The organism is Microcosmobacter mediterraneus (assembly GCF_031846265.1).
In the GTDB taxonomy this organism is placed as follows: domain Bacteria; phylum Bacteroidota; class Bacteroidia; order Flavobacteriales; family Flavobacteriaceae; genus Microcosmobacter; species Microcosmobacter mediterraneus.
The window spans coordinates 25,489-51,695 of sequence record NZ_JAVRIA010000009.1 but is presented as its reverse complement, the minus strand read 5'-3'; the positions used below and the strand labels follow the sequence as shown (position 1 = coordinate 51,695).

The window sequence follows — 26,207 nt, the reverse complement described above, 5'->3', positions numbered from 1 at the left end:
AATTTTAGATTAATAGAGAGGTTAACGTCTCAACGCAAAATGGCCATTAAAAGTTCGTCCATCCTGTAGTGTTACATTGTACCAATAATCGTCACTAGGCATTGGTAAACCATTGTAAGTTCCATTCCAACCAGAACCTAGCGGATCTAGTTCATTTAATAGTTTTCCATATCTATTAAATATATAAATCACTGAATTTGGTTGAAACTGAGATGAGATTCCTTTCACTTGCCAAAAGTCATTAACAGTATCATCATTTGGTGTGAAGAATTTTGGGAAGCCAATGACTGAGACCAACTCCGATACAATACCGCAACCATTTTTATCTCTAACATAGACATCATGAAACCCAAAACTCACATTTTCAAAAACGTTACTGTCTTGGTAAGGACCAACACTATTATCTAATGCAAATTCATAATCACCTTCACCAGAGACTTGGAGCGTTATCGAATTATTTTCAGCAGCATCAGTAACGATAATATTATCTATAGTTGCTGTATTAGAAGGCAGTACAGTAATAGTTCTTGTTTTAGAACAGCCATCAGTATTAGAAACAATAACAGTGTATGTGCCAGGCTCATTAATTTCTATTTCAGATTCATCATCAATGCCATTAGACCACTGATAGTAATAGTTGCTAGGATCATCATCGATGACACCACCAGTTAGTGTTATGGTCTCAGGAAAAGCGTTAAGACAGTAAATGGTCTGAAACTCTGTTTCAATATTAGGCAATTCAAATACTGTGAGTTCTACTTCACTAATACCAAAACAAGCACTCATGTTTTCAACACGAGCATATATGGTTTGAGAATAGGTTATGGTATTGGTAAAAGTCGTTGCAAGAGGATTAAGCTCAAGGAGAGCTTCATCATAAGTTTGGTAGAAGACCACCTCTAAATCTGGAGAAATACCTTCTAGAATTAATGTTTCTGCATCTGTAAGATTAAAGGCCACAAAACCGTCTTCGTTACCATCATTATCACATTCTTGTAGAGTAACATTTCTAGAGGATGTTGCGCTAATCTCTAAACGGATTTCGGCAATGTTAGAGCATCCAGTAGTATTATCAACAATAAGAGCAAAGACTGTTTGCGGATTAAAGAAGTTATTGAAATTAGAACCATTGATAGGATCTTCTTCGTTTATTGCATCTGTAAAAGACAAGAAATAACTAAATGTTTTATCCTCAGGATTATCTGTAATTTCACTTTGATAGTTGTCTAAATTAAACAGGGTGAAACCTTCTGGAATACCATCTTCATCACATTGTAGAATATTTATGGTATTTGCAGTTGGTGCAGCATTTGTAATCAAATTAAACGAATCGATTACAAAACATGTTTGATCTAAGTTATTTTCTAATCTAACAAAGATCTCTTCAGAGGGATCTGTATTTGTAAAAAGTGATGATATTGGGTTAGTGTCACTCTCAGCATCGTTAAAAGTTTCATGATAAGACAATGTATAATCGGTGTCATTTTGATTGCCTAGTATGTCAGCATTTAAAGTAGATAAATCAAACTCTGCAATACCATCTGTAGGATCTAGATAAAAGTCGCAATATTCAATATCTTCTAAATTGTTGATGGTAGGTGTTGAAAACCGTGTTATTGTAAATTGAGTTTCATCAAAGCAATTTGAGTTTCCACTATTACTAACAACAACATAAATGGTTTGAGAATTACTATTGGTTGTAAATGGACCTATAATCTCGTTTTCATTAAGGTCAGCATCTTCTTGTGAGATAAAATATTTAACATCATAAATACTTGGATCTAAACTACCAAGAATTTCGGAGTCTTTATCGGTTAAAACAAAAGTGTTTTCAGTATCACATACTTCTATATCTGCTGGTTGAGTTGCTATGATCGGAATTTCAAAAACTTCAACAAGTGCTTCGCCTTCAATTGGACATTCACCGTTATTTGGCTCAATAAAAACTTCATAAAAACCAGGTTCATCAATAAGCAACTCAAAAGTTTCTTCACCAATAATTTCGTTTCCATCCTGAAACCAAGTATAGTCTGCTCCAGGAATATCATCTGCAGTTAGGGTATAATTTGCACTATCACATAATAATAATTGTGTGGTACTTATTCCATTACGAATAATATCTATTTCAGAATTAAATAAAGATTGTATAAAAGGTGGTAAGCCAATTTTGCTTAGGTTTTGAGTAGTACCATTAACATCAACTAGAATACCATTTTCATCATACGCTACGTCTTGTCCAAGACTTTCAGGGTTATTTATAACTCCTAGATGTCTTCCAGTATTAAAGAAGTCAGAAAAATCTACAAGAGCTCTATAAATACGTTTATCTAGACCAAGCTGAATGGCTCCAGCACTTAGATTGTTAGAGAAGTCAATAATTTGAATTGACCCAGGAATATCAGTAGCTTCTAAATCCCATTGTAATAATTGACTTGCGTTATTTCCATTAGCCCCTAAACCTACAGTTGCATAAACACGTTTGTTTTCTGAAGAAAATTCTACACCATATGGACTGTTGCCATTTTCAGGACCATATAATTCTAAACTATTGCTTACTTCGCCAGTCTCATTATCAAAATCAAACATATATACACCTCCAGGAGAGTTAGTATTAAATGCAGAAGCAAAACCAAAATGTGCGACAACTAATTTAGATCCATCTGGTGAAGCTTTAAGATAACCAAGTGCATTACGTCTGTAACCACTCACTGGAACTTCTGGACCAACTTCTGAAATTACAGGATCTGAATTTACACCATTTACATCTACTTTAAACGCATAAAACTTATTAGTAAAATGTGTAATTACCCAAAACGAGGAGCAATCATCCGCTTTTACTGCAGTAATTTTTTCTGAACATTTGAACTCTACCTCAGTAGGATTAGTTTCATCGTAAGTAATAAGTTGGATATTTTTTTCTGTAAGGTCTACATCACCATTACCAGAATCTAAATTCATATCAACTAGTGAGTACATAAAACCATCATTAATACCATCACCATCTGTTTCATTTGGGAAAGCAGATGAATTTGAATGATGCGGTTCATCAACTGTAAACATATAATATTTTGTTGGGTCTTGAGGTTTTGGCACAATAAGACCAGATGAGGTGCTTGAAGGATCTCCTTTTAATCCAGTACCATTTGGCATGACCTGATGATTCTGATTCCAAATGGTTATACCATCTGAATAAAACAGTAGATTACCATTAGTATCAGAAATAGAGGTGCAACCTTCTAAGGTGTCTAATTGACCGTTAGTTAGTGCTGTAACAGAACCAGATGCCACATCAAATTGTAATCCTGCATTCTGCCCAAAGTACCAAAAAGAGGCTTCATTTTGAGAAAAGGTAGCTAAACCGCAAAGCAGTAAAATTATTGTAAATATCTTTTTCATAGCGATAACCCGAAGGTTACCAAAGATATTATAAATCTCTTTGTTTTAATAATCTGTACGATAAAAATACAAATAGAGCAGTCCAACCTAAAACAACAGCAATTTCATACCAATGTACTCCATAGTCATATACAAGTTCTGATTTTTCAGGGAATTTAGTCATCATAATTCTTTGGAAAGGCTGATCAATAAGCTTGTACATTGATTCTAAAGGCATGAAATTTTTAACTTTGAATGCACTATCAGCATTTCCAAATGCTTCATAAGCTCCCCAAAACACCATCCATTCTAATATCCATAAAACAAATAGAAAAGCAAGGGCAAAAGCGGAGCGTTTTAGTAGCATACCAAAGAATAAACACAAACTAAAGAAACCAACTAGTTTTATAAAATATGCTAATAAAAACTCAATATCTCTAAATATTATTGAAGCTTCTGTATAGCTAGAGTAATACATACCAATTAGGAAAGTTGCTACTCCAATAAGAACTGTTGCTGCTAATGAGAAAAAGACAATAGTGTAAAACTTAGAAAGAATAAATTCCTTTTTACTTAGACCATCAATAAGATTTTGTTTAATCGTTTTATTACTATACTCATTGCCAATCATACTAACCACTACTATGGCGAAAAAGAATTTAAAGTAAGAGGCAAAAAAAGTTGTAATATGCCAAATTATTGGAAAGTTAAATATACCTAGCTCGCCTAATTCTAGAGTAAAGAACCCAAAAAAATTAATCTTAATAGAGGAGAGTATAAGTACTGTAAATGGTAATATAAATGATATAAATATTAAAACTTTACTCGTTTTATTGAGCCATAATTTTTGAAGTTCTAAACCTATTAAACGTAACATAAGATTGATTTTTTTGATTGATTAATTTTGCTCTAAGTTATCAGTAAGCTGTAAGAACTGCTCTTCTAAACTTTCTTTACGTTGTACTAAGTGGGATAGTACTATACCTTTATTAAATAATAAGGTATTGAAATCACTAGCATTCATGGGTTCATTCAAAAACGCAGTAATAAGCTCTCCTTCTTCTTTAATTTTTGAAAACGAAGCATGAGACTCTATCAATGCTTTTAATTCGGATGCTTTATCAGTTTTGAGTTCAAAGAAACCATGACTACTAATCATTTCATCTACACGACCAGAATATAATTTCTCACCCTTACGAAGCACTACAACATGAGAGCATACTTTTTCTACTTCATCTAAAAGGTGAGAGGCGAGTAGTATGGTTGTCCCATCTTTTGCAATGTCCTTTATTAAGGATCGTATTTGATGAATTCCTTGCGGATCTAAACCATTTGTAGGCTCATCTAGTATTAAAATTTCAGGATCATTTAAAAGTGCTGAGGCAATAGCTAAGCGCTGTTTCATACCTAGCGAGTAGGTTTTAAACTTACTATTTTTTCGTTCTTCAAGCCCTACAATTTCTAGCTTCTCATCAATTTTACTGTAATCAATGCCTTTAATTTTACATACTAATTTTAAGTTTTCGTAAGCAGACATGTAAGGATAAAAATTTGGACGCTCAATGATAGCACCAACTTTTTTTAAAGCATCATGTGTTGTTGTATTGCCATCAAACCAATGAAAATTACCTTCGGTTTTATTGACCACATTCAGCACAATACCAAGGGTTGTAGATTTACCACTTCCATTGGGTCCTAAGATGCCATAAACATTACCTTTATTAATAGTAAAAGACAAATCTTTTACTGCAGTGAGATAACCAAACTTTTTTGTGAGGTTATTAATTGTAAGAATAGTATCCAAAATACTTATGTTTTGATCGGTTATAAAGGTAAGACGAAGCAGATCATTATTTGTTACACTTTGATAGAAATTTGGATATAAAAAAACTCAGAATAGAATTCTGAGTTTTTTATTATTCTAAGACCTTAATTCCAATTTTCATCAAAGTCTAATCCTTGGTAATCATCAATATCTATATCATCTTCAAATTCATTAAAATTATCAACACTTTCACCTTCAAATGCTTTTTGAGGTGCTTCATCAGGAATTTGACCATGAACAAACATAAGGTTTGGGTAATCTACACCTTGAGCTTCTTCAACAATTTCTGCTAACTCTACAAAAAAGGTCCACATATTTAAGAAATCATAAACGTAAATTAGCTTAGTTTGTGCCTCGTGTACGATATCTTTAATTGAAGTTTCATTCATTAATTTTACCTGGTCGTCGCCTTCACTTACATCAAACATAGAAATTTCTTCGCCCTGGTTCCATTGCTCATCACTAATATAGAATGATGCCATTTCCATACCATCAAATCCAAAGGATTGTGTAATGATATTATGAAGATCCTCCATAGTATCTGATTCTCTAATCTCTAGATCACGAAACACATCATCTTCAGTGTCATTGTCTAATATTACTCTAAATCTGTAAATCATGCTGCAAAGTTAAGTGATTTTCAATTATTTACTAAAACGATGAAGGGTGAAAATCATAAAGCTTAAAAGTACAAAAGCACCAACTTGATGTAACACGCCTAACCAAACCGGAACACCATAAATTAAGGTTAATACTCCTAGTAAAAATTGAACACTAACCATAATTAGTAAACCATTTAAACCTTTGTTTTGAAGTTTTGAAACACTCAATTTTTGACCTTTAAACCAAATGACTAAGATGCTAATAACTACAAAAAATGCAAGTATTCTATGCACAAATTGCACACCACTTTTTCCTTCAATAAAGTTAAGGTAGATTGGGTTTTGTTCAATATAAACTGTTTCATGCATAAATTTACCTTCACTCATCATTGGCCAATGATTATGAATAAATCCAGCATCTAAGCCTGCCACAAAAGCACCATAAATAATTTGAAGTAATAAAACGACTAAGCTCAATCTAATGAGGTTTCTAAATTTTGCATCAATATCTTTTCTGTTAGGAAATATGAGGTCTAGTGCTACCCAAAACGTGTAAGCAAATGTTAGAAAAGCAGTTGTGAGGTGAGCTGCTAATCTATAATGACTTACATCTGGTCTATCTACTAGACCACTTTTAACCATATACCATCCTAAAAATCCTTGAAAGCCACCCATTATTAGAAGAATTATCGCCTTCTTTATAGTTGGTTTTGAAAGTCGTTTTTTAATTAAGAAGTATAAGAAAGGAACTATAAATACTAAGCCAATAAAACGACCAATAACACGATGTAGCCATTCCCAGAAATAGATATCTTTAAAATCTTCAAGAGTGAACTGGTTGTTTAGTTTTTGGTATTCAGGATATTGCTTGTATAAGTCAAAAGCTTCTTGCCATTCTACCTCATTCATAGGAGGAATGGTCCCAGAAATTAATTTATAGTTAGATATGGAAAGACCTGAATGCGTAAGTCTGGTAATACCTCCTACAACTACCATTGTAAAGATTAACACACAACCAATAAGTAACCAGTAGACTACAGTTTTGTTATCTTTTTTCATTTTCACAATTTTTTTTCAAAGCACAAACTATTTTTAATACCAATATATTGGCCATAATTAGGAATTATTTTGTATGAATTTTTCTTATAAAATTTTACTGCTTCCTTTTGACGAATTCCTGTCTCTAAAACAGAATGTTTGTAGTTTAATTCTTTAGCCCAAAGCTCCAACTCATTTAATATTAATGATGCAATACCAAGACCTCTTTGTTTAGGTAAGGTAAACATTCGTTTAATCTCAACACAATCCTTTTTAAATTCTTTGAAAGCACCACATGCGATAAGTTCGTTATTATTGTAGGCGATAACAACATGATTTAAGTTGTCTATTGCATTGAACTGATTATAAAATGCATGTTCATCACCATCAGTTTTTTTTAAGTAACTATCAAGTTCTTTCACCAAAAAGATGAAATCTTTATGTTTAGAGTTAGTTCTTAATAGCCTTATCATTTAATGCTGTATTTTTAAGCCTAGTTCCTTTCCTTTTTTTAGCATTAGTAAAAGAGCAGCTTCTTTGTCATTAGGAATCTCACCTTCTAAAATAGCTTCTTTAATTGTTTCTTTTATGATGCCAATTTCTTTGGAAGGTTTTAAATTAAAAGTTTTCATAATGTCTTCACCCGAAACAGGTGGTTGAAAATTCCTGATTTGATCACGCTCCTCAACTTCAATCATTTTTTGCCTTACGATCTTAAAATTATTATGGTATTTTTTGAATCGTTTAGGGTTTTTGGTTGTAATATCTGCTTCGCATAGTGTCATTAAGTCATCAATATAATCTCCAGCATCAAACACCAAACGTCTAACGGCAGAATCTGTTACCAAATCTTGTGAGATTACAATGGGTCTAGAACTCATAAACACCATTTTTTGCACAAATTTCATTTTATCATTTAATGGCATTTTTAATCGCTTAAATAAATGATATACCATTTTAGAGCCTTCAAACTCATGGCCATGAAAGGTCCATCCAATTCGTTTTTTAAAACGTTTTGTTGGTGCTTTACCAATATCATGCAGTAAAGCAGCCCAACGCAACCAGAGGTTATCTGTAGATTTAGCAATATTATCTACAACTTCTAAAGTATGGTAAAAGTTATCTTTATGTTTTTGTCCTTCAACTTCTTCAACACCTTTAAGCGCTGTTAACTCAGGAAGAATATAATGAAGTAGTCCTGTTTGTTCTAATAATAAAAATCCTTTTGAGGGTACGTCACTTTCAAGAATTTTGTGTAACTCTGTTACTATCCTTTCGTTAGTAATAATTTTAATTCGTTCCTTATTTTTTACAATAGCATTTAAGGATTCTTCCTCAATCATAAAATTAAGTTGCGATGCAAAACGTATAGCACGCATCATTCTTAAAGGATCATCAGAATAGGTTATGTTAGGATCTAAAGGTGTTCTAATTATTTTTAGTTTTAAATCTAACAAGCCATTAAATGGATCTAATAATTCTCCAAAATCTTCCTCATTAAGATTTAATGCTAAAGCATTGATGGTAAAATCTCTTCGGTTTTGATCGTCTTCTAGAGTACCGTTTTCAACTATAGGATTTCTACTATCGTTATGATAACTTTCTTTGCGAGCTCCAACAAATTCTATATCAATATCATCGTATTTAAGCATTGCAGTACCATACGTTTTAAAAATTTGAACCTTAGGCATATTGGGAAGATTTTTTGATACTTGCTTAGCTAAGTCAATACCACTTCCTATGGCAACAATATCGATATCTTTTGCAGTACCTCGTTGCAATACAAAATCCCTTACATAACCACCAATAACGTAACTATCTATATTTAGATCTTTGGCTGAATTGGAAATTATCTTGAATATGTTGTGCTTTAACGCGTCTTTGTAGTTCATTAACTGCAACGTTTAAATCCGTTAAATTTTATAAGAAAATTTGAATTTACTTTCTAATAATTTTAACCATACCATCATTACTTAACTTAATAATTGTTGATGGTTTGGCCTTTTTATTTTCGTTTTGCAAATTTACGACATAGTCCACGCCTTTTAAAATCTCTTGGCTAATTTCTTTGAAGGATTTTGGTGAAGATTCACCAGAAATATTTGCTGAGGTTGAGACTAATGGACGTCGTAATTTTTTAATGAGCTGATGTGCAAATCCTTGCCTAACGATACGAATGGCAAGTGTATTATCTTTAGCAATAAGATTTTCTGCAATACCTTTTGGTCTGTCGTAAATTATCGTAGTAGGTTTGTTGGCATATTTTAAAATATCGTAAGCCATTTCGGGAACGTCTTCAACATATTGTTGCAACATTTTAAAATCTGAAACTAAGCATATGAGAGCTTTAGTTTCTTCACGTTTTTTAAGTTCATAGATTTTTTTTACAGCATTGTAATTTGTAGCATCACAACCAATGCCCCAAACTGTATCAGTAGGATAGAGTAGTGTTCCGGATTTTTTTAAAACACTGATACTATGTTCTAATAGATGCTTCATTTATTTAGAAAATAGAATATCATCGGTTTCATTAGCTGCAGTTAGGTTGTTTAAATAATTGAGTACTTCAGAACTGTCAGAATTATAAGTGATTACCTTTTTATTTCTTACAAAATTGGCTTTTGTGAAATGTGGCGTAATGCCTTCTAAAAATTGTTCGTTAGAAATATTTGACACATTTTTTAAATGATGAGGCACGTACTCTATATATAGAAATTTAAGTTTAGATAAGGTGTTTGGCATACCTTTAAGTGCATAGTATTCAGCACCTTCAATATCCATGAGCATGGCGTTGGGTTGTGATAAATTCTGTTGAGTAATGTGCTCATCTAAAGCAATCATTTGCACCTCAACTTTATCAGGATTATCATGATTATACATAATGTTATCCTTCTGTGGTGCAATTTTACTTCCTCCTGAGTTTACAGTGTTTTGGTAAAAGGTTACCATTTTATTGGTGTCGCCAACAGCATAATTAAATAATTGAACATTTTTTAATCGATTCATACATAGGTTCATTTCCATGTACCAAAAGGTGTTTTCATTGGCTTCATAACCAATAACCTCTTTCACCTGTTTTGCCATAGGAATCAATAAAGTGCCAACATGTGTACCTATAACGTAAACGACATCGTCTTTAGAGATATATTCTGAGAGGATATTAATTTCTTCCATATCCCAATTTCCATTGAAACCAAGCGATTTCCCAATACCAATATCTTCAATAGGTAAAGCAATTATTCCATTTTCGGTATTATAAATAACACCTTGAGCATGAGGTCCTAATATAGCTTTACGCTTTTTAGATTTCTTATTCTTTTTGAAATATTTAAATGCTTTATTCATTATAAACTGTCTTTATGGACTAGTAAAATTTGATATTTATTTATAAGGATTTCCCAGCCTTTTTCAATCATATAGGCGACTACAGTTTTTCCTTTTCCGCCTCCTGGTAATCCACAATCATCAATAAGTACAATGGTGTTTTTATGAAGTCTATCTTCAATAATTTTAAATTCTTTTAAATGATGCTCCTGACTCTTTTTTTGGATATCTACATCAGTTTTTGAATAGTCATAGCTATCCAAATATAGAAAGTCAATATCGTCTTTAAAATGTTTAAGGTAGTTTAAAGAATCATCTAAATGTACTGTAACAACATCATCTAATCTTTGTTGTTTTACCTCATTTCTAGAACCTTCTACAGAATCTTCACTAATATCAACAGAATGTAAAACAGCTCCATTTTCTTTTGCCCATTTTCCAAAGACAATGGTTGCTGCACCATCACTTTTTGCACCTTCTAAACCTTTTCTTGAGGTTCCTGTTTCAACAATAATTTTTGCATTTCGTTCTGTAAGTAATTTTAAAACTTTAGCAAAGGTTATGCGTCTACGTCTAAAGTTATATTGATATGGCATAAATGGATACAAGGATTTATGCTTTATAAACTTTAAAACGAATGGAAATAAAGCTATAGCAACAACAATTGGAATGATAAATTTTAACATAAGAGATGGTTGTAAATAACGTTTTGCAAAGTTAGATTTTAATTTCAATCAAAATACAATTTCTATAATATTACTAAAGTAGTGTTCTGTAAACATCTGCATATGCTTTTGAGGCATCATCCCAATTAAACGATTGTGCTCTATTAATATAATTTGTTTTAAGCGAATCTGAATGCGTATCAAAATACTCTAAACCTTCTGTTAGAATTTTCGCCATGTATTCGCCGTTATAATGTTCCCAATAGAAAGCATCATTACCACCAATTTCTGGCAAGGATGTATTCTTGGACAAAAAAACAGGTTTGCCAAAACGCATGGCTTCAATTGGCGGAATACCAAAGCCTTCTCTCAAGGATGGAAAAACAAATGCAGTACAATGTTGTAGATAGTATTGCTTATCTAAATCGCTAATTTTCCCAGTTATGATAACTCTATCTTGTAGATTCAGTTTTTCAATCGTAGGTAAAAGTACGTTTTGTGTATATTCAGTATTGTTATTGCCAGATAATACCAAATTGAATTCTTCAATGTGTCTTAGCATTTCTACAAGAGTATGGAAGTTTTTACGCTCTGTAAATTCTCCAATACTGAATAAAAAAGGCTTGCTAGGTTTTAAATTTGGCTGGTATTGATCTGAAATGATAATCTCACGTATTGGATTGCCATTATATATAACATATTCCTCAACATTTGGGACTTTAAAATGTTGATGTGTAGATTGTTTTGCAAATTCTGAAATGTAAGTAATTGCCGAGGCTCTATTTAATTTTTCTGTGAATCTTTTATTGCGATCATGGCTCAAGTCTGAGGATACTTCTTCAATGAAATTTACGTCGTGTATTGTGAGTACATAAGGTATGTTGTGGTGTGGTTCTATCTTTATATTCTGATTCATGGAGTGCCAAACATCATATTTCTTACGTATTCTAAAAAGAGGATATCGTCTGTACGATTTATAAGTTTTGTAATTAAAATACGAACCGAATTCTTCTTTTAATTTCGTAGTATTTTTAGCATGAAGTGTCATTTTAAAATCATCTATTTCGGCATTGTATAATCCTTTAATTAGGTGATAATTAAACTGACCAAATCCGAAATGTAGATTTTTAATGTTATGAGATTCTAAAAAAACCTGCTTCATCATTATTCGATATTTCTATATGTTGTCCAGAGAAAAAGATAGCGCTTAAAAACAGAGAATCCTTGCAAATAAGCTAATATAAAACCTTCTTTACCATCCAAAAATCCTAGCTTAATAAAATATTGATGTAAAAAACGATATAAAGGTCTCACAAAGAAGTGATATAAGTTTGGTCTTACATTCTTATTGTATAAATGTTTTGCTTGCAGTTTACTATACTGCGTTTGTTTTTTGTTATAGTCATCAAAAGTTTTGTAGGTATAATGATCTAATGTATTTTTTAGAGAGCCGATGGTACCATTGACAGAAAGAGTTTCATGCACTAAATTACCATTATAAGTACATTTAGTTTTATTAAAAAGCCTTACTACAGTATCATTTTGAAACCCACTGTATTTAATGTGCTTTCCCATAAAGTAAAAATTGCGCTTCACTCTATAGGCATAATTCTTAGAATTTTCTTTTACTATAGTTTTAATTTCCGAAATTAATTGGTTTGGTAGTGATTCATCTAAATCAAAAAATATAACCCAATCATTACTTGCGTGTTCTAAAGCAAAGTTCCGTTGAGTAGAAAAATTATCGAATTTCCGTTGTATAACTTTAACACCATACTTTTGAGCTAAATCAACAGTGTTATCAGTGCTAAAAGAGTCAATAAAAATAATTTCGTCGGCAAAGGAGAGTTGTTGCACGTAACGCTCAATATAGTCTTCTTCATTGTATGTAATGGCGAGCGCGCTTATCATTAATTAAAACAGTTTCTCTATTTGTTTGTGGTGGTCAACAAAAGTAATAATTTTACTGTGATAAAAGATTCATATTATACGCTATGTCTAAACTTCCAATATTAATGTATCACAACGTTTCAAAGAACGATACTGAAAGTATTGGGTTAACTATTTCTGAAAATAGACTTAATGAACAATTTGAGTATTTAAAAGCAAATAAGTACAATACGTTTCATTTTTCTGATATTATGCTGATGCAAGAAAAAGGTCTAAAACTGCCTAAGAAGTCAGTCATTATTACCTTTGATGATGTTTATGTAAATCAATTAGATTTGGCCTATCCTTTATTGAAGTCTAATAATTTAAAGGCTTGTTTTTATATTCCTATGGCTTATGTTGGTGGAAAAGATGATTGGAATAGTGGAAAGGAAGCCATTATGTCTGTTGAACAATTACAATCTATGGATTCTACTATTGTTGAGCTAGGATTGCACTCTTTTTATCATAAAAACTACAAGGATATATCGTTACAAGAAACACAAGAGGATTTCCAAAAGTGCAAAGCGTTTATTAATGATAATAATCTCGATATTAAAAACGTACTCGCTTATCCTTATGGTAAATATCCTAAATCTAAAATGGTAAAGGCAGATTTTTTTGAAGAATTACAACACCAAAAAATAGCTTACGCTCTAAGAATTGGGAATAGGATAAATAGATTCCCTTTTAAAAATAATTATGAAATTCAGCGTATAGATATTAAGGGAGAAGATAGTCTCAAAACCTTTAAATTGAAACTTAAATTTGGTAAATTGAAATTGTTTTAACCGATTATGTTTGAGTGTTGTACTTTATTATCAAAAACCGCTAACCAATGATAAAATTCTTTAGATTATCGAAACTTAATTTTGTCTTGCGAAATCAAATGTCATGTGGACATTTGGTTGAGACAGCTCCCGAAGTTTCGGGAAGAAAAAAACAGAAACTATGATTAAGTTTTTTAGACGAATAAGACAAAACCTCATTATAGAAAATAAAACTGGAAAGTATTTTAAATATGCTATAGGAGAAATTATTCTTGTTGTAATCGGAATTTTAATCGCACTTCAGATTAATAATTGGAACGATAAACGAAAAATCACCGATAAAGTAGATTCCTTAATTAACAAAACAGAAAATGAAGTTATCGAAAACATAGAATATGCTAATGGTAAGATTAAATTTTTACGACATCAAGATTCATTAATGAAGCGTGTTATAAACAAACAAGTCAATGAAAAAGATTACGAGAATTTTAGATATGCTGGCTTACTATTTAATTATTCAGACTACAAAAATAATACGGAAAATATGGATAAACTTCTTAAGTTAGAAGAAGACGTACTATCAAAATACCATCCAATATTAGAAGATATTAAATTTTTAAAACAAAGATATCAATATACCAATTTAGCATGGGAAGATTACCAAAAAGCGTTTACAGCTAATATAGATTATTACTCTTTGAATGGTTTTAATCATTTATTCAGAAGAGACCAAGAAAGTATAAAGAAGAACGTGAATTTCTATTTAACCAACGAAGACTATCTAAATAGACTTACAAATTATATTGGTAAAAATCATAATATGCTCTATGAAGCAACAATTAATAGAACACGGCTTATTTCTTTACTAGGTAGAATTAAAATTATTAAAGAGAGTTTTAATAAAACCCAACTCGTAAATCTATTTGTGGATTTAGAACAAAATCATTATGAGCAAATAGACTGTAATACAACAGCTGATAATTACAAAGATTTAGTTGGTGAAAGACAACGTTTGTTGATTTTTAATTTGACTTCTGATACACTTAAAATTAAGGCTTCAGATAAATTTGATAATGTTCTTTATGAATTAGAATCTAAACCAGGTATTTTAGAGGAACACGATAATTGGAGAGGAGGACTTCTTGGTGGAGGTGACTATTCTAAAGTTATAACAGTCTATAAAAACAATGAGTGTATCGGAAAATTTACTGAAAACTCAAATGGATTTATAATTATTGAATAAAATAACTTAAGCATAAAAATGTATGTAATTAGGTGCTAGTTTTAGCTTACTTGTGGAATTCCGGAGGAATTTCTCTGTACATATGATTAACCAAGTAAATAAGTTGTTTAAAAAACAACTAATCTTATACAGCCAAGTTATTATTAAAATATAAAGAGCAACAATGTATCTCTATCTCTAATATATTCTTCCTCTTAATGACATTAAATTTAGCGTATTCCCTTTTTAAGAAGTATTAGTTTAGCATAACGAGAAAATACGCCATAAGCATTTATGCCTGCAATAGCTAAGGCAGGAACTCCATCTCTAAAACCACCTTTGATAATAAAACTGTGAAAAAATCTATAAAAAGGTTTAAAGGCCAAATGAAAGTAGGTTACCTTTTTTCCTTTATCTAACATTTGTTGAGCCTGAAACCAAGCATAACTATCTTTTTTACTGATGTAGTGTTCTAAACCTTTGTAGGTGTAATGTAAAACAGGGTTTTGTAATTTTCCAATACTACCATTCACAATCAGTTTCTCGTGGACAGAACCTTCAAAATGACATTGTTCTCTTACCACTAGTCGAGTTACATTATGACTGTGATGAAACAAAAAGCGATTCATGTAAAAGTGTGGAAAATTCAACTTATATGCTGTGTGTTTTTCTGTGTTTATTGCATCTATCAGTTCTCTTTGTAATCCTGTGGTTAATCGCTCATCAGCATCTAAAAATAAAACCCAATCAGATGTTGCGTATTGTAATGCATGGTTTTTCTGATTAGAAAAATTATCAAACTTTCGTTTTAATATTTTACAGTTAAACTCTTCAGCTATTTTTAAAGTATCATCAGTGCTATACGAATCTATAACTATAATTTCATCTGCAAATTTTACGGAGTATAATGCTCTCCACAAATAGTCTTCTTCGTTATATGTTGGTATGATTACAGTTAAGGTTTTCATGCTATGGCAAATTTACAAAATTAATAAGGTTAAGTCGTTCTTATTATCATAGTAAAGAAGTGATTTAATATGGTTAAATTTGCAGCATATTAAACACATGTATGAATAATTTACCTATTTCAGTTATAATAAGTACTTATAATTCCGAAGATTGGTTACGAAAAGTATTGGAAGGTTATAAGCATCAGATGTATGATAATTATGAGGTTATTGTGGCAGATGATGGTTCTGGAGCATCTACAAAGGCTGTTATTGAAAGTTACCAAGCCGATTATCCTGTGCCTTTAAGACATATTTGGCACGAGGATGAAGGTTATCGTAGACAAGAATTACTTAATAAAGTAATCATGCAAACGGAATTCGATTATATTTTAATGACTGATGGTGATTGTATTCCAAGAAACGATTTTATTGCTGTACACGCTAAGTATGCTGAGAGAGGTTATTTTTTATCTGGTGGTTATTGTAAATTAAATATGGCTCTAAGTAAAACCATCACCACAGACGACATTGCTAATGAAAATTGTTTTGATGTAAAGTGGTTAAAACAACAAGATAAACTTGGTGCAAAACAAGCTATTAAAATTTCTGCTGGTGATACCTTAGCCACGTTTTTAGATTTTATTACACCAACAGGAGCTACTTTTAATAATTGTAATTCTTCAGCTTGGAAACAAGATTTAATTGATATCAATGGTTATGATGAGCGTATGCAGTATGGTGGACCAGATAGAGAGTTAGGTGAACGCCTCATGAATTTTGGAATTAAAACTAAGCAAATACGTCATAAAGCAATATGTCTTCACTTAGATCATAAACGAGGTTATAAGACCAAAGAGTCTTTAGAGCGTAATCTAAAGATTAGAAAAGACGTTAAAGACGAGAATAAGGTTTGGACAGATTACGGAATTGTAAAAAAGTAAGTGTGCAACCTAAAGCCTCAGTAATTATTAGTACATACAATCAGCCTGAGTGGTTGTATAAAGTATTTATAGGTTATGAGCAACAATCCTTCAAAGATTTTGAGATCATCATTGCAGATGATGGTTCTGCAAACTCTACCAAAATATTAATAGAGCAATATAAAAGCGAAACCGATTTAACCATCACTCATATTTGGCATGAGGACGATGGTTTTAGAAAAACTAAAATTCTTAACAAAGCCATAAAAGCTTCTGCATCTGATTACCTCATAATTACTGATGGTGATTGTATTCCGAGATTAGATTTTGTTGAAAAACATTTACACCTAAGACAACTACGTTGCTTCCTTTCAGGTGGTTATTTTAAGCTACCAAAATCAATTTCAGATCAAATATCTAGACAAGATATTGAAAATCAAAACTGCTTCGATATAGATTGGCTTGTGAGTAAAGGACTTAAAAAAACGTTTAAAACTAATAAGCTTTCGTCTTCTGGATTAAAAGAAAAACTTTTAAACAAGTTTACACCTACCAAAGCAACTTGGGATGGAATGAACGCCTCAGGCTGGAAAAAAGATATTATTGCAGTTAATGGTTTTGATGAGCGTATGGCTTATGGAGGAGAGGATAGGGAGTTAGGAGAACGATTAATGAATTATGGTATAAGGCCAATTCAGATTAGGTATAGTGCAATTTGTGTTCATTTATACCATGAGCGTTCCTATAAAAATGATATTGCATTAAATCTTAATTTAGAGATTAGAAAAACTACGAAATCTAAAAAAATAATCTGGACAGATTACGGCATTGTAAAACCGTCTTAGCTTTGTTTTTTATAAGCGCCAACCATCCAATAAGTACCTTCTTTTGGAGGATCTACCTTTTCAAAACTCAATTTTTCTAATCGACCAATATCAAAGTATTCCCAACAACCAATACCTTCTTTATAAATTGAAGTAATTAGAAGTCCACCAATATTGAGATGGTCTAAGATTATATTTAAAACTCTTGCTCTTTCAGAATCATGTATGTAATAAAAAGCCTCATTAAAAATAATAATATCAAAGTGTCTGTTTGGTTTATAATGATGCAAATCTGCTACTGTAAACGTTGAGTTTCTTAATTGTTTTTTATTAGCCTTATCAATAGAAACTTTAGAGTAATCCACACCTTCAAAAAAGCTGTAGTCAAAATCGATAAAGTGTTCGTTGAGTACGCCTTCACCAGCACCTAAATCTAAAATACTTGGATTTTTAGTGCCATAGGTTTTTACATAGTCTATGATTTTACGATACCTGTAAGCCTCAGTGTCGTTTTTTAAGTAGTCCCATTTTCCTTTTTTATATTGTCTATCCCAACGCATTTTTCTGCGCCAAATATGAAATCTGTCAATTAAACCTAGGCTCATATTAAAAATGTTGTTTTAAAAAGTTGTTTAATTTAGGAATTATTAACTCTGGTGATAACTGGTTGTATAAGAAGCTAGGATCTTCCTCTATTTTTTTTCTAGCATCTCTATCTGTTGAAAATAAATCTGGTTTTTCATCTAATAAATGCACAGATGTATGCATTTTACCATCTTCAAAACTCGCCCAATGCTCTTTTAGAACATAAGGTGAAAAAATTGTAAATGTTGGTTTATCTAAAGCCTTAGCAATATGTACTGTTCCACCTTCATTAGCAATAAGTAGTTTGCATTTGTTCATAAGCGTTATAAAACCTCTTATATTGTCTTCGTAGATATCAAATATAATACGATCCTTGTGTTTACAGGCTTCATAGATAGATTTAGCATCATCCTTTTGATGTGGAGAATAATTAAATAAAGCATAAACATCAAACGTTACAGTAACAAAGTCAATAAGCTCAGTAATGTACTTGTATGGCATGGATTTTTGAGGCGTGCTCCCTAAAATTCCAAACATAATTACTGGTTTATCATAACTCTGTAGTTTAGAATACTGCTGCTCAGTTTCTGTTAAATAAATTTTAGGAACATAAACAGGTTGGTCAATTGGATAAACAGAGGTTACTAAATGTACTCTATCCTCTAAGGATTTACCACAAGGATGACTTTTCTCTTTTAGAAAACTAACATTATGAGTATAAAATTTTAATGGTGGATTTTTGTCTTTTTTTTTGTAACCAATTCTTTGAGGAGCACCAGATAGTAAACACATTATTCGACTCTGAAATTTTGCATAAGGATCAAGGATAATATCGTATTTAGCCTTTCTAATTTGTAAAGCTGTTTTAATGAGGTTTGGAATTTTCTTTAGTTCCTTTTCTTTTATTAAAATGATCTTATCAATTAAAGGATGGTTTTCAATAACACCAGCAGTGTAATCATAAACCATAAATTCTATGGTCGATTCTGGATATACCAATTTTATATTTTCGGCTATTAAAGAAGCTAGTAAAACGTCACCAATACGTTTGTTTTGAATGACAAGTATTTTTTTCATTTGGTAGTTAGAAGTATATTCGCAAAGTATTATATTTTCTATACTTTTTAAAACATATATGCATAAAATAAAGCTTCATCCTAAATATAAACACTTAGAGGAATCTATCTTAGCGTATTTAGATCAGTTTGATGCTTCTGGCACGTATGTTCTGAAAGGTTCTAGAAATAGCATTAAAAAAGTAGAATTAGAAGGTGTAGAGCTTAATGTTAAGCAGTTTAAAAAACCAAATCTGTTTAATGCTTTTGTGTATAAATACATCAGAAAATCAAAAGCTAAACGTTCATTTGAGTATGCAAATTTATTGTTAGAAAAAGATATTCTTACACCATTTCCTATCGCTTATTTTGATCGTACTAATGCGCTTGGATTACAAGATGGCTACTATGTGAGTTTACAAGTTAATTACGATTTTGATTTTAGAGTTTTAATTCATCAACCAAAATTTCCAAATAGGAATACAATTTTAGAGCAGTTTACAGCGTTCACTTTTAAGCTTCACGAAAATAATATCAACTTTTTAGATCATTCTCCAGGTAATACTTTAATTGTGGATAAAGGCGAAGGTAATTATGACTTCTATCTAATTGATTTAAATAGAATGACATTTGAATCTTTAGACTTTAACAAACGCATGCATAACTTTAGACGCTTGTGGTTGTCTAAAACCATGATAAAAATAATGTCAGCCACCTATGCTAAGCTTTACGATAAAACCTACAAAGAAACACATGCATTAATGCTAAAGCACAGTAGAGATTTTCAATGCAAAGTAGATGCTAAAAAGTTACGACGTTCTGGTAGGAAAATGAAGTTTGGGAGTTGAGTTATTACTCTTTAGTCTTAGGCTCAAGAAACATCATTATAATACAGGCTAAAAAGACAATACTATACACGACAACAAGTGCAGGTTTCTCAAAGGTTAATTGTTCAAAGTCAAATTCCCTATAAATACCACTACCAATAATAATAGCAATTACCATTAGAAATAAGCTAGGTGTTTTTCTCTTTTTCATAAAAGCTTAATTTTCTCTCACTTTTAAATCTTTATCAATCATTTTCTTCTCAGCCAAACGCTCTCTTTTCCAAAAAAACGTTTCCCAATTTTTCTTAGATGTTTTCTCCATTCAGGATCTGAGGTTAGTTGGCCTTTTCTTTTATGAGACATTTCATTAATTAAACAGCGACATTATATTCTCTTAAGGCATCGTTTAGCGATGTCTTTTTATCTGTACTTTCTTTACGTTGTCCTATGATTAAAGCACAAGATACATTAAACTCACCAGCAGGAAATTCTTTTTTATAACTACCAGGAATTACTACTGAGCGTGAGGGTACAATACCTTTCATTTCAACTGGTTCACTTCCTGTTACATCAATAATTTTAGTTGATGCAGTAAGCACTACATTAGCACCAAGTACAGCTTCTTTTTCTACGCGTACACCTTCAACCACAATACTTCTAGAGCCAATAAAGGCGTTATCTTCTATAATTACAGGAGCAGCTTGTAGAGGTTCTAAAACACCACCAATACCAACGCCTCCAGAGAGGTGTACATCTTTGCCAATTTGAGCACAACTGCCAACTGTTGCCCAAGTATCTACCATGGTGCCAGCATCTACATAAGCACCAATGTTAACATAGCTTGGCATCATTATAACACCTTTAGATACATATGCACCATGACGTGCAATAGCATGAGGTACTACTCTAATGCCTCTCTCTGCATAACCACGCTTTAATGGAATTTTATCATGGTATTCAAAAATACCTACTTCAAATGTTTCCATTTTCTGAATCGGAAAATAGAGTACCACAGCTTTTTTAACCCATTCGTTTACCTGCCATCCATTGGCTGATGGTTCTGCAACGCGAAGTGAGCCACTATCTAACAAATCAATGACCTCTCGTATTGCTGTTATAGTAGTTTGGTCAGTTAAAAGAGACCTATCGTTCCAGGCCGCTTCAATAATATTCCTTAATTCTGTCATGGTTATGTTTTAAAGCACAAAGATATTTGTTCTGATTAAATCAATAACATTAAAGAAAATTAAATTTTTGTGACTTTTAAAAAAAGGTAGTGTCTTATTAGTTGAATGAAGCAAATCACTTTGCAAGAGGGTTTTTGCAGATTTCGAATAATTAATAGCTAATTATTTATACAACTCTCCTTTTTTCCCCAGAGGAGAGTTTTTTTGTGACCCATTAATAATTAGTGTGTCTAAACTTACAAGTTAGAAAAATTGATATTATAGAGGGTAAAATCATGGATCTAATTAATAGCTAATTAACAAACTCTTCTTTTTTTAAAGAAGAGTTTTTTAGTAGTACCTTTGTACAATGGCAAGACTAATGGCAATAGATTATGGAACTAAGCGTACAGGATTAGCAATTACTGATGAGCTTCAGATCATTGCTTCTGGTCTTACCACAGTGTCTACCTCAGATTTGTTAGCTTTTATTGCTGATTATTCAAAGAAAGAATCTTTAGAGACGATTATCATTGGTGAACCTAAACGTCTCCATAATGAAGCTTCAGATGTAGAGCAGGATATTCAAAAATTTATAAGAAAACTTTCAAAGACACTTCCTAAAATAAATATTGCAAGAGTCGATGAGCGCTTTACTTCAAAAATGGCATTTCAGACTATGATAGATAGTGGTTTATCAAAGAAAAAAAGAAGAGATAAAAACTTGGTAGATGAAATTAGTGCAACCATAATTTTACAGAGTTATCTCTACTCTAAATCGTGATAAGGTTGTATTTTTGCAACCGAAAATAACACATTATGATTTTACCGATTATTGCTTATGGTGATCCTGTTCTTAGAAAAAAAGCAGTTGAGATAGATAAAGATTACCCTAAACTATCAGAGCTCTTAGAGAATATGCAAGAGACTATGTATGGTGCTTTTGGCGTTGGTTTGGCAGCTCCGCAAGTAGGTTTGGCAATTCGTATTTTTTTGGTTGACACCTCTCCTTTTGCTGAAGACGAAACGCTTTCTGATGATGAGCAAAAAGCACTTAAAGATTTTAAGAGAGTGTTTATTAATGCTCAAATTTTAGAAGAAGAAGGTGATGAATGGGCTTTTAATGAAGGCTGTTTAAGTATTCCCGATGTTAGAGAAGATGTCTTTAGACAACCTAAAATTAAAATACAATATCAAGACGAAAATTTTGAAACGCATACTGAAGAGTTTGATGGTTTAATTGCAAGAGTTATCCAGCATGAATACGATCATATAGAAGGCATTTTGTTTACAGATAAATTATCGTCCTTTAAAAAACGACTCATAAAAGGTAAATTGAGTAACATTTCTAAAGGGAAAATACGAATCGATTATAAAATGCGTTTTCCAGCTATGAAAAAGAAACGTTAATTCTGTTTGTTTTTTTAGAGTATTCTCTAAATTTGCCATCTTAAAAATATAAAAGCAATGACCTTAGATAAAATTTTATCAATTTCAGGAAAGCCTGGATTATTTAAAATTGTAGCTCAAACTAGAACAGGAGCAGTGGTAGAATCGTTAATAGATAAGAAAAGACTTACTGTTGGTGTGCATAGTAATGTGAGTATTCTCAGTGAAATTGCAATTTATACACTCACTGAAGAGGTGCCTCTAAGAGAGGTTCTTTCAAAAATTGAAGCTAAAGAAAAGGGTGAAAAAACATCAATCAGTCATAAAGATGGTAAAGATGTTTTAGAAGAATACTTTTTTAATGTATTACCAGACTATGATGAAGATCGTGTATACGTCTCAGATATTAAGAAAGTAGTGCAATGGTACAATACACTTCAAGCCAATGATCTTCTTAGCACTTTAAAAGAAGAAACAACTTCAGACGAAGAAGAATAAACAATTAAAGTTTTTTTGCTATTCAGCACCTTTACAAGCCATTTATTGTTTACATATTGTGAATATAAAATGTCTTTTATAAGATGCTAAGATTTCTATTGTTTGTACTTTAGTTTTCTAAATAATTTTTATGGCAAACAGAGCTTCGCAATTACAAGCATTTGATCGTTTATTAACTATTATGGATGAGCTTAGAGCAGGTTGTCCTTGGGATAGAAAGCAAACTATGGAGTCCTTAAGACACCTTACCATAGAAGAGGTCTACGAGTTGGGTGATGCTATTTTAGATAAAGATTTAGACGAGGTTAAAAAAGAACTAGGTGATGTGTTATTACACATTGTTTTTTATGCCAAAATTGGTAGTGAAACTGATGATTTTGATATTGCAGATGTGTGTCATAGTATATGTGATAAATTGGTAGATAGGCATCCTCATATTTATGGCAATGTAAAAGTAGATGATGAAGAAGACGTAAAACGAAATTGGGAGGAGTTAAAACTAAAAGAAGGTAAAAAGAGTGTATTAGAAGGTGTGCCTAAAAGTTTACCAGCAATGGTGAAAGCCAATCGTATACAAGACAAAGTTGCAGGTGTTGGTTTTGATTGGGAACAACCAGAACAAGTCTTTGAAAAACTACAAGAAGAACTCTCAGAATTACAGCATGAAGTATCTCAAAACAACCAAGATGAAATTGAAGCTGAGTTTGGAGACGTTTTGTTCTCTATGATTAATTATGCACGTTTTCTTGGTGTTAATCCTGAGAATGCTCTAGAACGTACTAACAAAAAATTTATAAAAAGATTTCAGTACTTAGAGGAAAAAGCCAAAGCTAATAATAAAGCTTTAAGAGATATGAGTTTGGCTGAAATGGATGTGTTTTGGGAGGAAGCAAAAAAGGTTTAAATATTTTATTTTATTAGACGTCCAAACGCTTTTAATTATACGTATATAAAATAGATAGAAACTTTTCTACAAAAAGTTTCTTAATCGTAAGTAGATAATCTTAATTGTATTTTAAGCGGTTATGATTAAGGTTAAAATTTAGTTTAGTTAGGAATAAACCCAATATGAATTTCATATTGGGTTTATTATTAAATTAAAGTTCAAAATACTCATAAAAAAATCTATTGAAAACAGAAATTTTTAGTAGAGTTCTTTTATTTTTCTGAGCTTATCTTTCCAAATATCTAAACTTGCTTTGTGTTTATTAATATTTTTATGAACGTCTTTTACTAAAGGGTTTTTATCGTCAACATTAGAGAAGAACTGAAGGTTGTTTTCAAGCTGATTAATCTCTGATGAAATCTCATCTATTTTTTTTCTAATAAAATTACGTTCGTTATCTAATTTTCTGGTATCGTCAGGATTATTGAGACTTTCAAGTTTGTTTTCAAACTTTATCATCTCAACTTTTGCTTTATCCATTTTTAGTTTATCAAATAAACCATCGATGGTTTTATAAAATTTACCATCTATAAATCGTTTATTATAAGGCACTTTACCAATAGCTTTCCAATTAGTTATATGCTCTTTTAAGGATGCTATATCACTTTCAGGTTTTTCTGTTAGATCAAAAGCTTTTAGTTCACCTAATAAAGCTTCTTTCTTTTCTAGATTGTCATAAAATTCTTTATCAACAGCTTTACGTTCGGCATGTAACTTATCAAAATAATGATTACAGGCACTTTTAAAGCGTTTCCAGATTTTATCAGAGTCTTTTCTTGGTACGTGCCCAATTTTTTTCCAATCACCTTGAATTTTTTTCATTAAAGGTGTTGCTGTATCAAAATCTTCATTATCCTTATTGTCTTCGGCAATTTTTATCAGCTCTAATTTCTTTTGAAGATTGTCGTACTGTTCCTTTTTTAATCCTTTATAAAAAGCATTTTTATTTCGATTAAATGATCGTACAGCATCTTTAAATTTAGACCATGTGGCTTCGTTAACCTTTATTGGCACTTTGCCTGCATTAAAGAAATCTTGGCGCAAGGCTTCTACCTTTTTTATCTTATTCTGCCAGTTTTGATGTGAATTTCCTTTATCCTCTGCAATGGTTTTAATTGCTTCAATAATCTCTTCTTTTTTTACAAGATTACCTTCGTAAGCTTTATCTAAATCTGCATAATATATCTGACGTTTATCATGAATTGTCTTTGTGGCAGTGCTAAAACGTTCCCAAATTTCCTCACGATGTTCTTTAGCTACAGGTCCTAATTCTTCTTTCCATAATTTATGAAGCACTTGTAGCTCTCTAAATGATCTATTAATATTATCGTCTGCAGCAAGTTCTTCGGCTCTATCAATTATTTTAAGCTTCTTTTCTAAATTATGCTTAAAATCCATATCACGTAAATCGCGATTAAGGTGCAAGAAATCATAAAAACGTTCTACATGATGATGGTAAGTATTCCAAGCATTATTGTATTTATCTCTTGGAATTGGTCCTGCTTCTCGCCATTTATCTTGTAGCTCTTTAAAATGCTTGTAGGTTGTATTAATATTTTCTTCAACATTGAGTAGTCCTTTAATTTCTTCAATGATTTCTAATCGATTTTGAAGATTAGATTTTAAGGCATTTTCTCTGTCTTTATAGTAAGTATTGAGTGTTGCTCTATAGTCTCTGTATGTTTTATTGAAACGTTTCTGTGAATCGTTAGTGTAGTAAAAATCTATAGGATTGCCACCATCATTTACAAACTCTTCTTTCTTTTCATCTAAAAGTGCGTTGTATTTAGAATGAAATTCGGATTTAATTTCATCTACATGAGATTTTATGGTCTGAATTTTTTGATATTTAATTAAGCCTTCAAACTCATCTACTAACTGCTCCATACTCATGGCATGATAGTCTTTATCTTCTAATTTATGGCGCTCAGCATTAGATTCATCTTCGGCATCTTCAGCATTGGCAGCTTCAATTTCTTCAACATGATCCTCTGCATTATCATTAGATGTGTTAGTATCATCAATGTTAGATACTCCAACCTCTTTGGTCTTGTCTTCAGTTTTGATTTCTTCTAAAGGCTCAGCTTCTAGCGATGTTTCGCTTTTTTCAGAAGTAGTTTGTTCGTCAGCTTCAGGAGCTTGTTCAGCTTCTTTATCTACTGAAGTAGTGTCTGATTCTGTTTGTAACTGTACCTCTTGGTCTTTTATAACTTTAGTGTCTTTTTCTCCATCTGCATTTTGCAGGTTATCTTGCTCTGACATTTTACAATGTTTTATATATAAGGAGCTAAATATAC

General features: G+C 31.6%; 27 protein-coding genes. 9 read left to right on the top strand and 18 right to left on the bottom strand.

Going from position 1 to position 26,207, the window contains the following annotated elements:
• Window positions 1-21: 21 nt before the first annotated feature.
• The 12 genes from RM697_RS12760 to RM697_RS12705 all read right to left on the bottom strand — a co-directional run bounded on the left by RM697_RS12760 (window position 22) and on the right by RM697_RS12705 (window position 12,740).
• Window positions 22-3,396: a T9SS type B sorting domain-containing protein gene (locus RM697_RS12760; RefSeq protein ID WP_311428290.1), complete on the bottom strand. Its 3,375-nt coding sequence runs from the start codon at window positions 3,394-3,396 to the stop codon at window positions 22-24.
• Between the two features lie 28 nt (window positions 3,397-3,424).
• Entirely contained in the window at window positions 3,425-4,252 is an 828-nt protein-coding gene (locus tag RM697_RS12755) for an ABC transporter permease (RefSeq protein WP_311428289.1), read from the bottom strand.
• Between the two features lie 21 nt (window positions 4,253-4,273).
• Entirely contained in the window at window positions 4,274-5,179 is a 906-nt protein-coding gene (locus tag RM697_RS12750; protein WP_311428288.1) for an ABC transporter ATP-binding protein, read from the bottom strand.
• Window positions 5,180-5,304: 125 nt separating this feature from the next.
• Window positions 5,305-5,820, bottom strand: a complete 516-nt coding sequence (locus tag RM697_RS12745; protein WP_311428287.1) for an IS1096 element passenger TnpR family protein — start codon at window positions 5,818-5,820, stop codon at window positions 5,305-5,307.
• A 24-nt stretch (window positions 5,821-5,844) separates the two neighbouring features.
• A complete protein-coding gene (locus tag RM697_RS12740) occupies window positions 5,845-6,861 on the bottom strand; it encodes a COX15/CtaA family protein (RefSeq protein ID WP_311428286.1) in 1,017 nt (338 codons plus the stop codon).
• A gap of 2 nt (window positions 6,862-6,863) precedes the next feature.
• Complete coding sequence (locus tag RM697_RS12735; protein WP_311428285.1) at window positions 6,864-7,313, bottom strand: GNAT family N-acetyltransferase; 450 nt, start codon at window positions 7,311-7,313, stop codon at window positions 6,864-6,866.
• Window positions 7,314-8,732 carry a CCA tRNA nucleotidyltransferase gene (locus tag RM697_RS12730; RefSeq protein WP_311428284.1) on the bottom strand — a complete coding sequence of 473 codons (1,419 nt, stop codon included), beginning with the start codon at window positions 8,730-8,732 and terminating at the stop codon, window positions 7,314-7,316.
• 46 nt (window positions 8,733-8,778) lie between these two features.
• A complete protein-coding gene (locus tag RM697_RS12725) occupies window positions 8,779-9,339 on the bottom strand; it encodes an L-threonylcarbamoyladenylate synthase (RefSeq protein ID WP_311428283.1) in 561 nt (186 codons plus the stop codon).
• Window positions 9,340-10,185, bottom strand: a complete 846-nt coding sequence (locus RM697_RS12720) for an FkbM family methyltransferase (RefSeq protein ID WP_311428282.1) — start codon at window positions 10,183-10,185, stop codon at window positions 9,340-9,342. It abuts the gene before it with no gap.
• On the bottom strand, window positions 10,185-10,850 hold the full coding sequence (locus RM697_RS12715; RefSeq protein WP_311428281.1) for a class I SAM-dependent methyltransferase: 666 nt from the start codon (window positions 10,848-10,850) through the stop codon (window positions 10,185-10,187). Before RM697_RS12715 ends, RM697_RS12720 begins: the two co-directional genes overlap by 1 nt.
• Before the next feature lie 73 nt (window positions 10,851-10,923).
• A complete protein-coding gene (locus RM697_RS12710) occupies window positions 10,924-11,994 on the bottom strand; it encodes a glycosyltransferase family 4 protein (RefSeq protein ID WP_311428280.1) in 1,071 nt (356 codons plus the stop codon).
• On the bottom strand, window positions 11,994-12,740 hold the full coding sequence (locus RM697_RS12705; protein WP_311428279.1) for a glycosyltransferase family 2 protein: 747 nt from the start codon (window positions 12,738-12,740) through the stop codon (window positions 11,994-11,996). The genes RM697_RS12710 and RM697_RS12705 overlap by 1 nt, the downstream gene beginning before the upstream one ends.
• Window positions 12,741-12,823: 83 nt before the next feature.
• Between RM697_RS12705 and RM697_RS12700 the strand changes: the two genes are divergently transcribed.
• Complete coding sequence (locus RM697_RS12700) at window positions 12,824-13,549, top strand: polysaccharide deacetylase family protein (RefSeq protein ID WP_311428278.1); 726 nt, start codon at window positions 12,824-12,826, stop codon at window positions 13,547-13,549.
• Between the two features lie 160 nt (window positions 13,550-13,709).
• A complete protein-coding gene (locus RM697_RS12695) occupies window positions 13,710-14,771 on the top strand; it encodes a hypothetical protein (protein WP_311428277.1) in 1,062 nt (353 codons plus the stop codon).
• Window positions 14,772-14,980: 209 nt separating this feature from the next.
• On the opposite strand, the gene RM697_RS12690 is transcribed toward RM697_RS12695, so the two are convergent.
• Entirely contained in the window at window positions 14,981-15,718 is a 738-nt protein-coding gene (locus RM697_RS12690) for a glycosyltransferase family 2 protein (protein ID WP_311428276.1), read from the bottom strand.
• A 101-nt stretch (window positions 15,719-15,819) separates the two neighbouring features.
• On the opposite strand from RM697_RS12690, the gene RM697_RS12685 reads away from it, so the two are divergent.
• Window positions 15,820-16,641, top strand: coding sequence for a glycosyltransferase family 2 protein (locus tag RM697_RS12685; protein WP_311428275.1), 822 nt, complete (start codon window positions 15,820-15,822; stop codon window positions 16,639-16,641).
• Window positions 16,642-16,643: 2 nt separating this feature from the next.
• Window positions 16,644-17,465, top strand: a complete 822-nt coding sequence (locus RM697_RS12680) for a glycosyltransferase family 2 protein (RefSeq protein ID WP_311428274.1) — start codon at window positions 16,644-16,646, stop codon at window positions 17,463-17,465.
• Here RM697_RS12680 and RM697_RS12675 read toward each other — a convergent pair.
• Together RM697_RS12675 and RM697_RS12670 are read right to left on the bottom strand one after the other, a co-directional pair.
• A complete protein-coding gene (locus tag RM697_RS12675; RefSeq protein WP_311428273.1) occupies window positions 17,462-18,049 on the bottom strand; it encodes a class I SAM-dependent methyltransferase in 588 nt (195 codons plus the stop codon). The two genes, RM697_RS12680 and RM697_RS12675, sit on opposite strands and share 4 nt — an antisense overlap.
• Window position 18,050: 1 nt before the next feature.
• Entirely contained in the window at window positions 18,051-19,106 is a 1,056-nt protein-coding gene (locus RM697_RS12670) for a glycosyltransferase family 9 protein (protein WP_311428272.1), read from the bottom strand.
• 58 nt (window positions 19,107-19,164) lie between these two features.
• On the opposite strand from RM697_RS12670, the gene RM697_RS12665 reads away from it, so the two are divergent.
• On the top strand, window positions 19,165-19,932 hold the full coding sequence (locus RM697_RS12665; RefSeq protein ID WP_311428271.1) for a lipopolysaccharide kinase InaA family protein: 768 nt from the start codon (window positions 19,165-19,167) through the stop codon (window positions 19,930-19,932).
• A gap of 4 nt (window positions 19,933-19,936) precedes the next feature.
• On the opposite strand, the gene RM697_RS12660 is transcribed toward RM697_RS12665, so the two are convergent.
• Both RM697_RS12660 and RM697_RS12655 read right to left on the bottom strand, forming a co-directional pair.
• Window positions 19,937-20,122 carry a hypothetical protein gene (locus tag RM697_RS12660; RefSeq protein WP_311428270.1) on the bottom strand — a complete coding sequence of 62 codons (186 nt, stop codon included), beginning with the start codon at window positions 20,120-20,122 and terminating at the stop codon, window positions 19,937-19,939.
• 160 nt (window positions 20,123-20,282) lie between these two features.
• Window positions 20,283-21,098, bottom strand: coding sequence for a 2,3,4,5-tetrahydropyridine-2,6-dicarboxylate N-succinyltransferase (locus RM697_RS12655; protein ID WP_311428269.1), 816 nt, complete (start codon window positions 21,096-21,098; stop codon window positions 20,283-20,285).
• Between the two features lie 349 nt (window positions 21,099-21,447).
• Here RM697_RS12655 and ruvX point away from each other — a divergent pair, with 349 nt between their 5' ends.
• The 4 genes from ruvX to mazG all read left to right on the top strand — a co-directional run bounded on the left by ruvX (window position 21,448) and on the right by mazG (window position 23,868).
• A complete protein-coding gene (ruvX, locus tag RM697_RS12650; protein ID WP_311428268.1) occupies window positions 21,448-21,861 on the top strand; it encodes a Holliday junction resolvase RuvX in 414 nt (137 codons plus the stop codon).
• Between the two features lie 35 nt (window positions 21,862-21,896).
• A complete protein-coding gene (gene def / locus RM697_RS12645; RefSeq protein ID WP_311428267.1) occupies window positions 21,897-22,487 on the top strand; it encodes a peptide deformylase in 591 nt (196 codons plus the stop codon).
• A 57-nt stretch (window positions 22,488-22,544) separates the two neighbouring features.
• A complete protein-coding gene (locus RM697_RS12640; protein ID WP_311428266.1) occupies window positions 22,545-22,964 on the top strand; it encodes a DUF5606 family protein in 420 nt (139 codons plus the stop codon).
• Between the two features lie 130 nt (window positions 22,965-23,094).
• Entirely contained in the window at window positions 23,095-23,868 is a 774-nt protein-coding gene (mazG, locus tag RM697_RS12635) for a nucleoside triphosphate pyrophosphohydrolase (protein ID WP_311428265.1), read from the top strand.
• Between the two features lie 240 nt (window positions 23,869-24,108).
• On the opposite strand, the gene RM697_RS12630 is transcribed toward mazG, so the two are convergent.
• Complete coding sequence (locus RM697_RS12630) at window positions 24,109-26,172, bottom strand: DUF349 domain-containing protein (protein ID WP_311428264.1); 2,064 nt, start codon at window positions 26,170-26,172, stop codon at window positions 24,109-24,111.
• Between the last annotated feature and the right edge of the window lie 35 nt (window positions 26,173-26,207).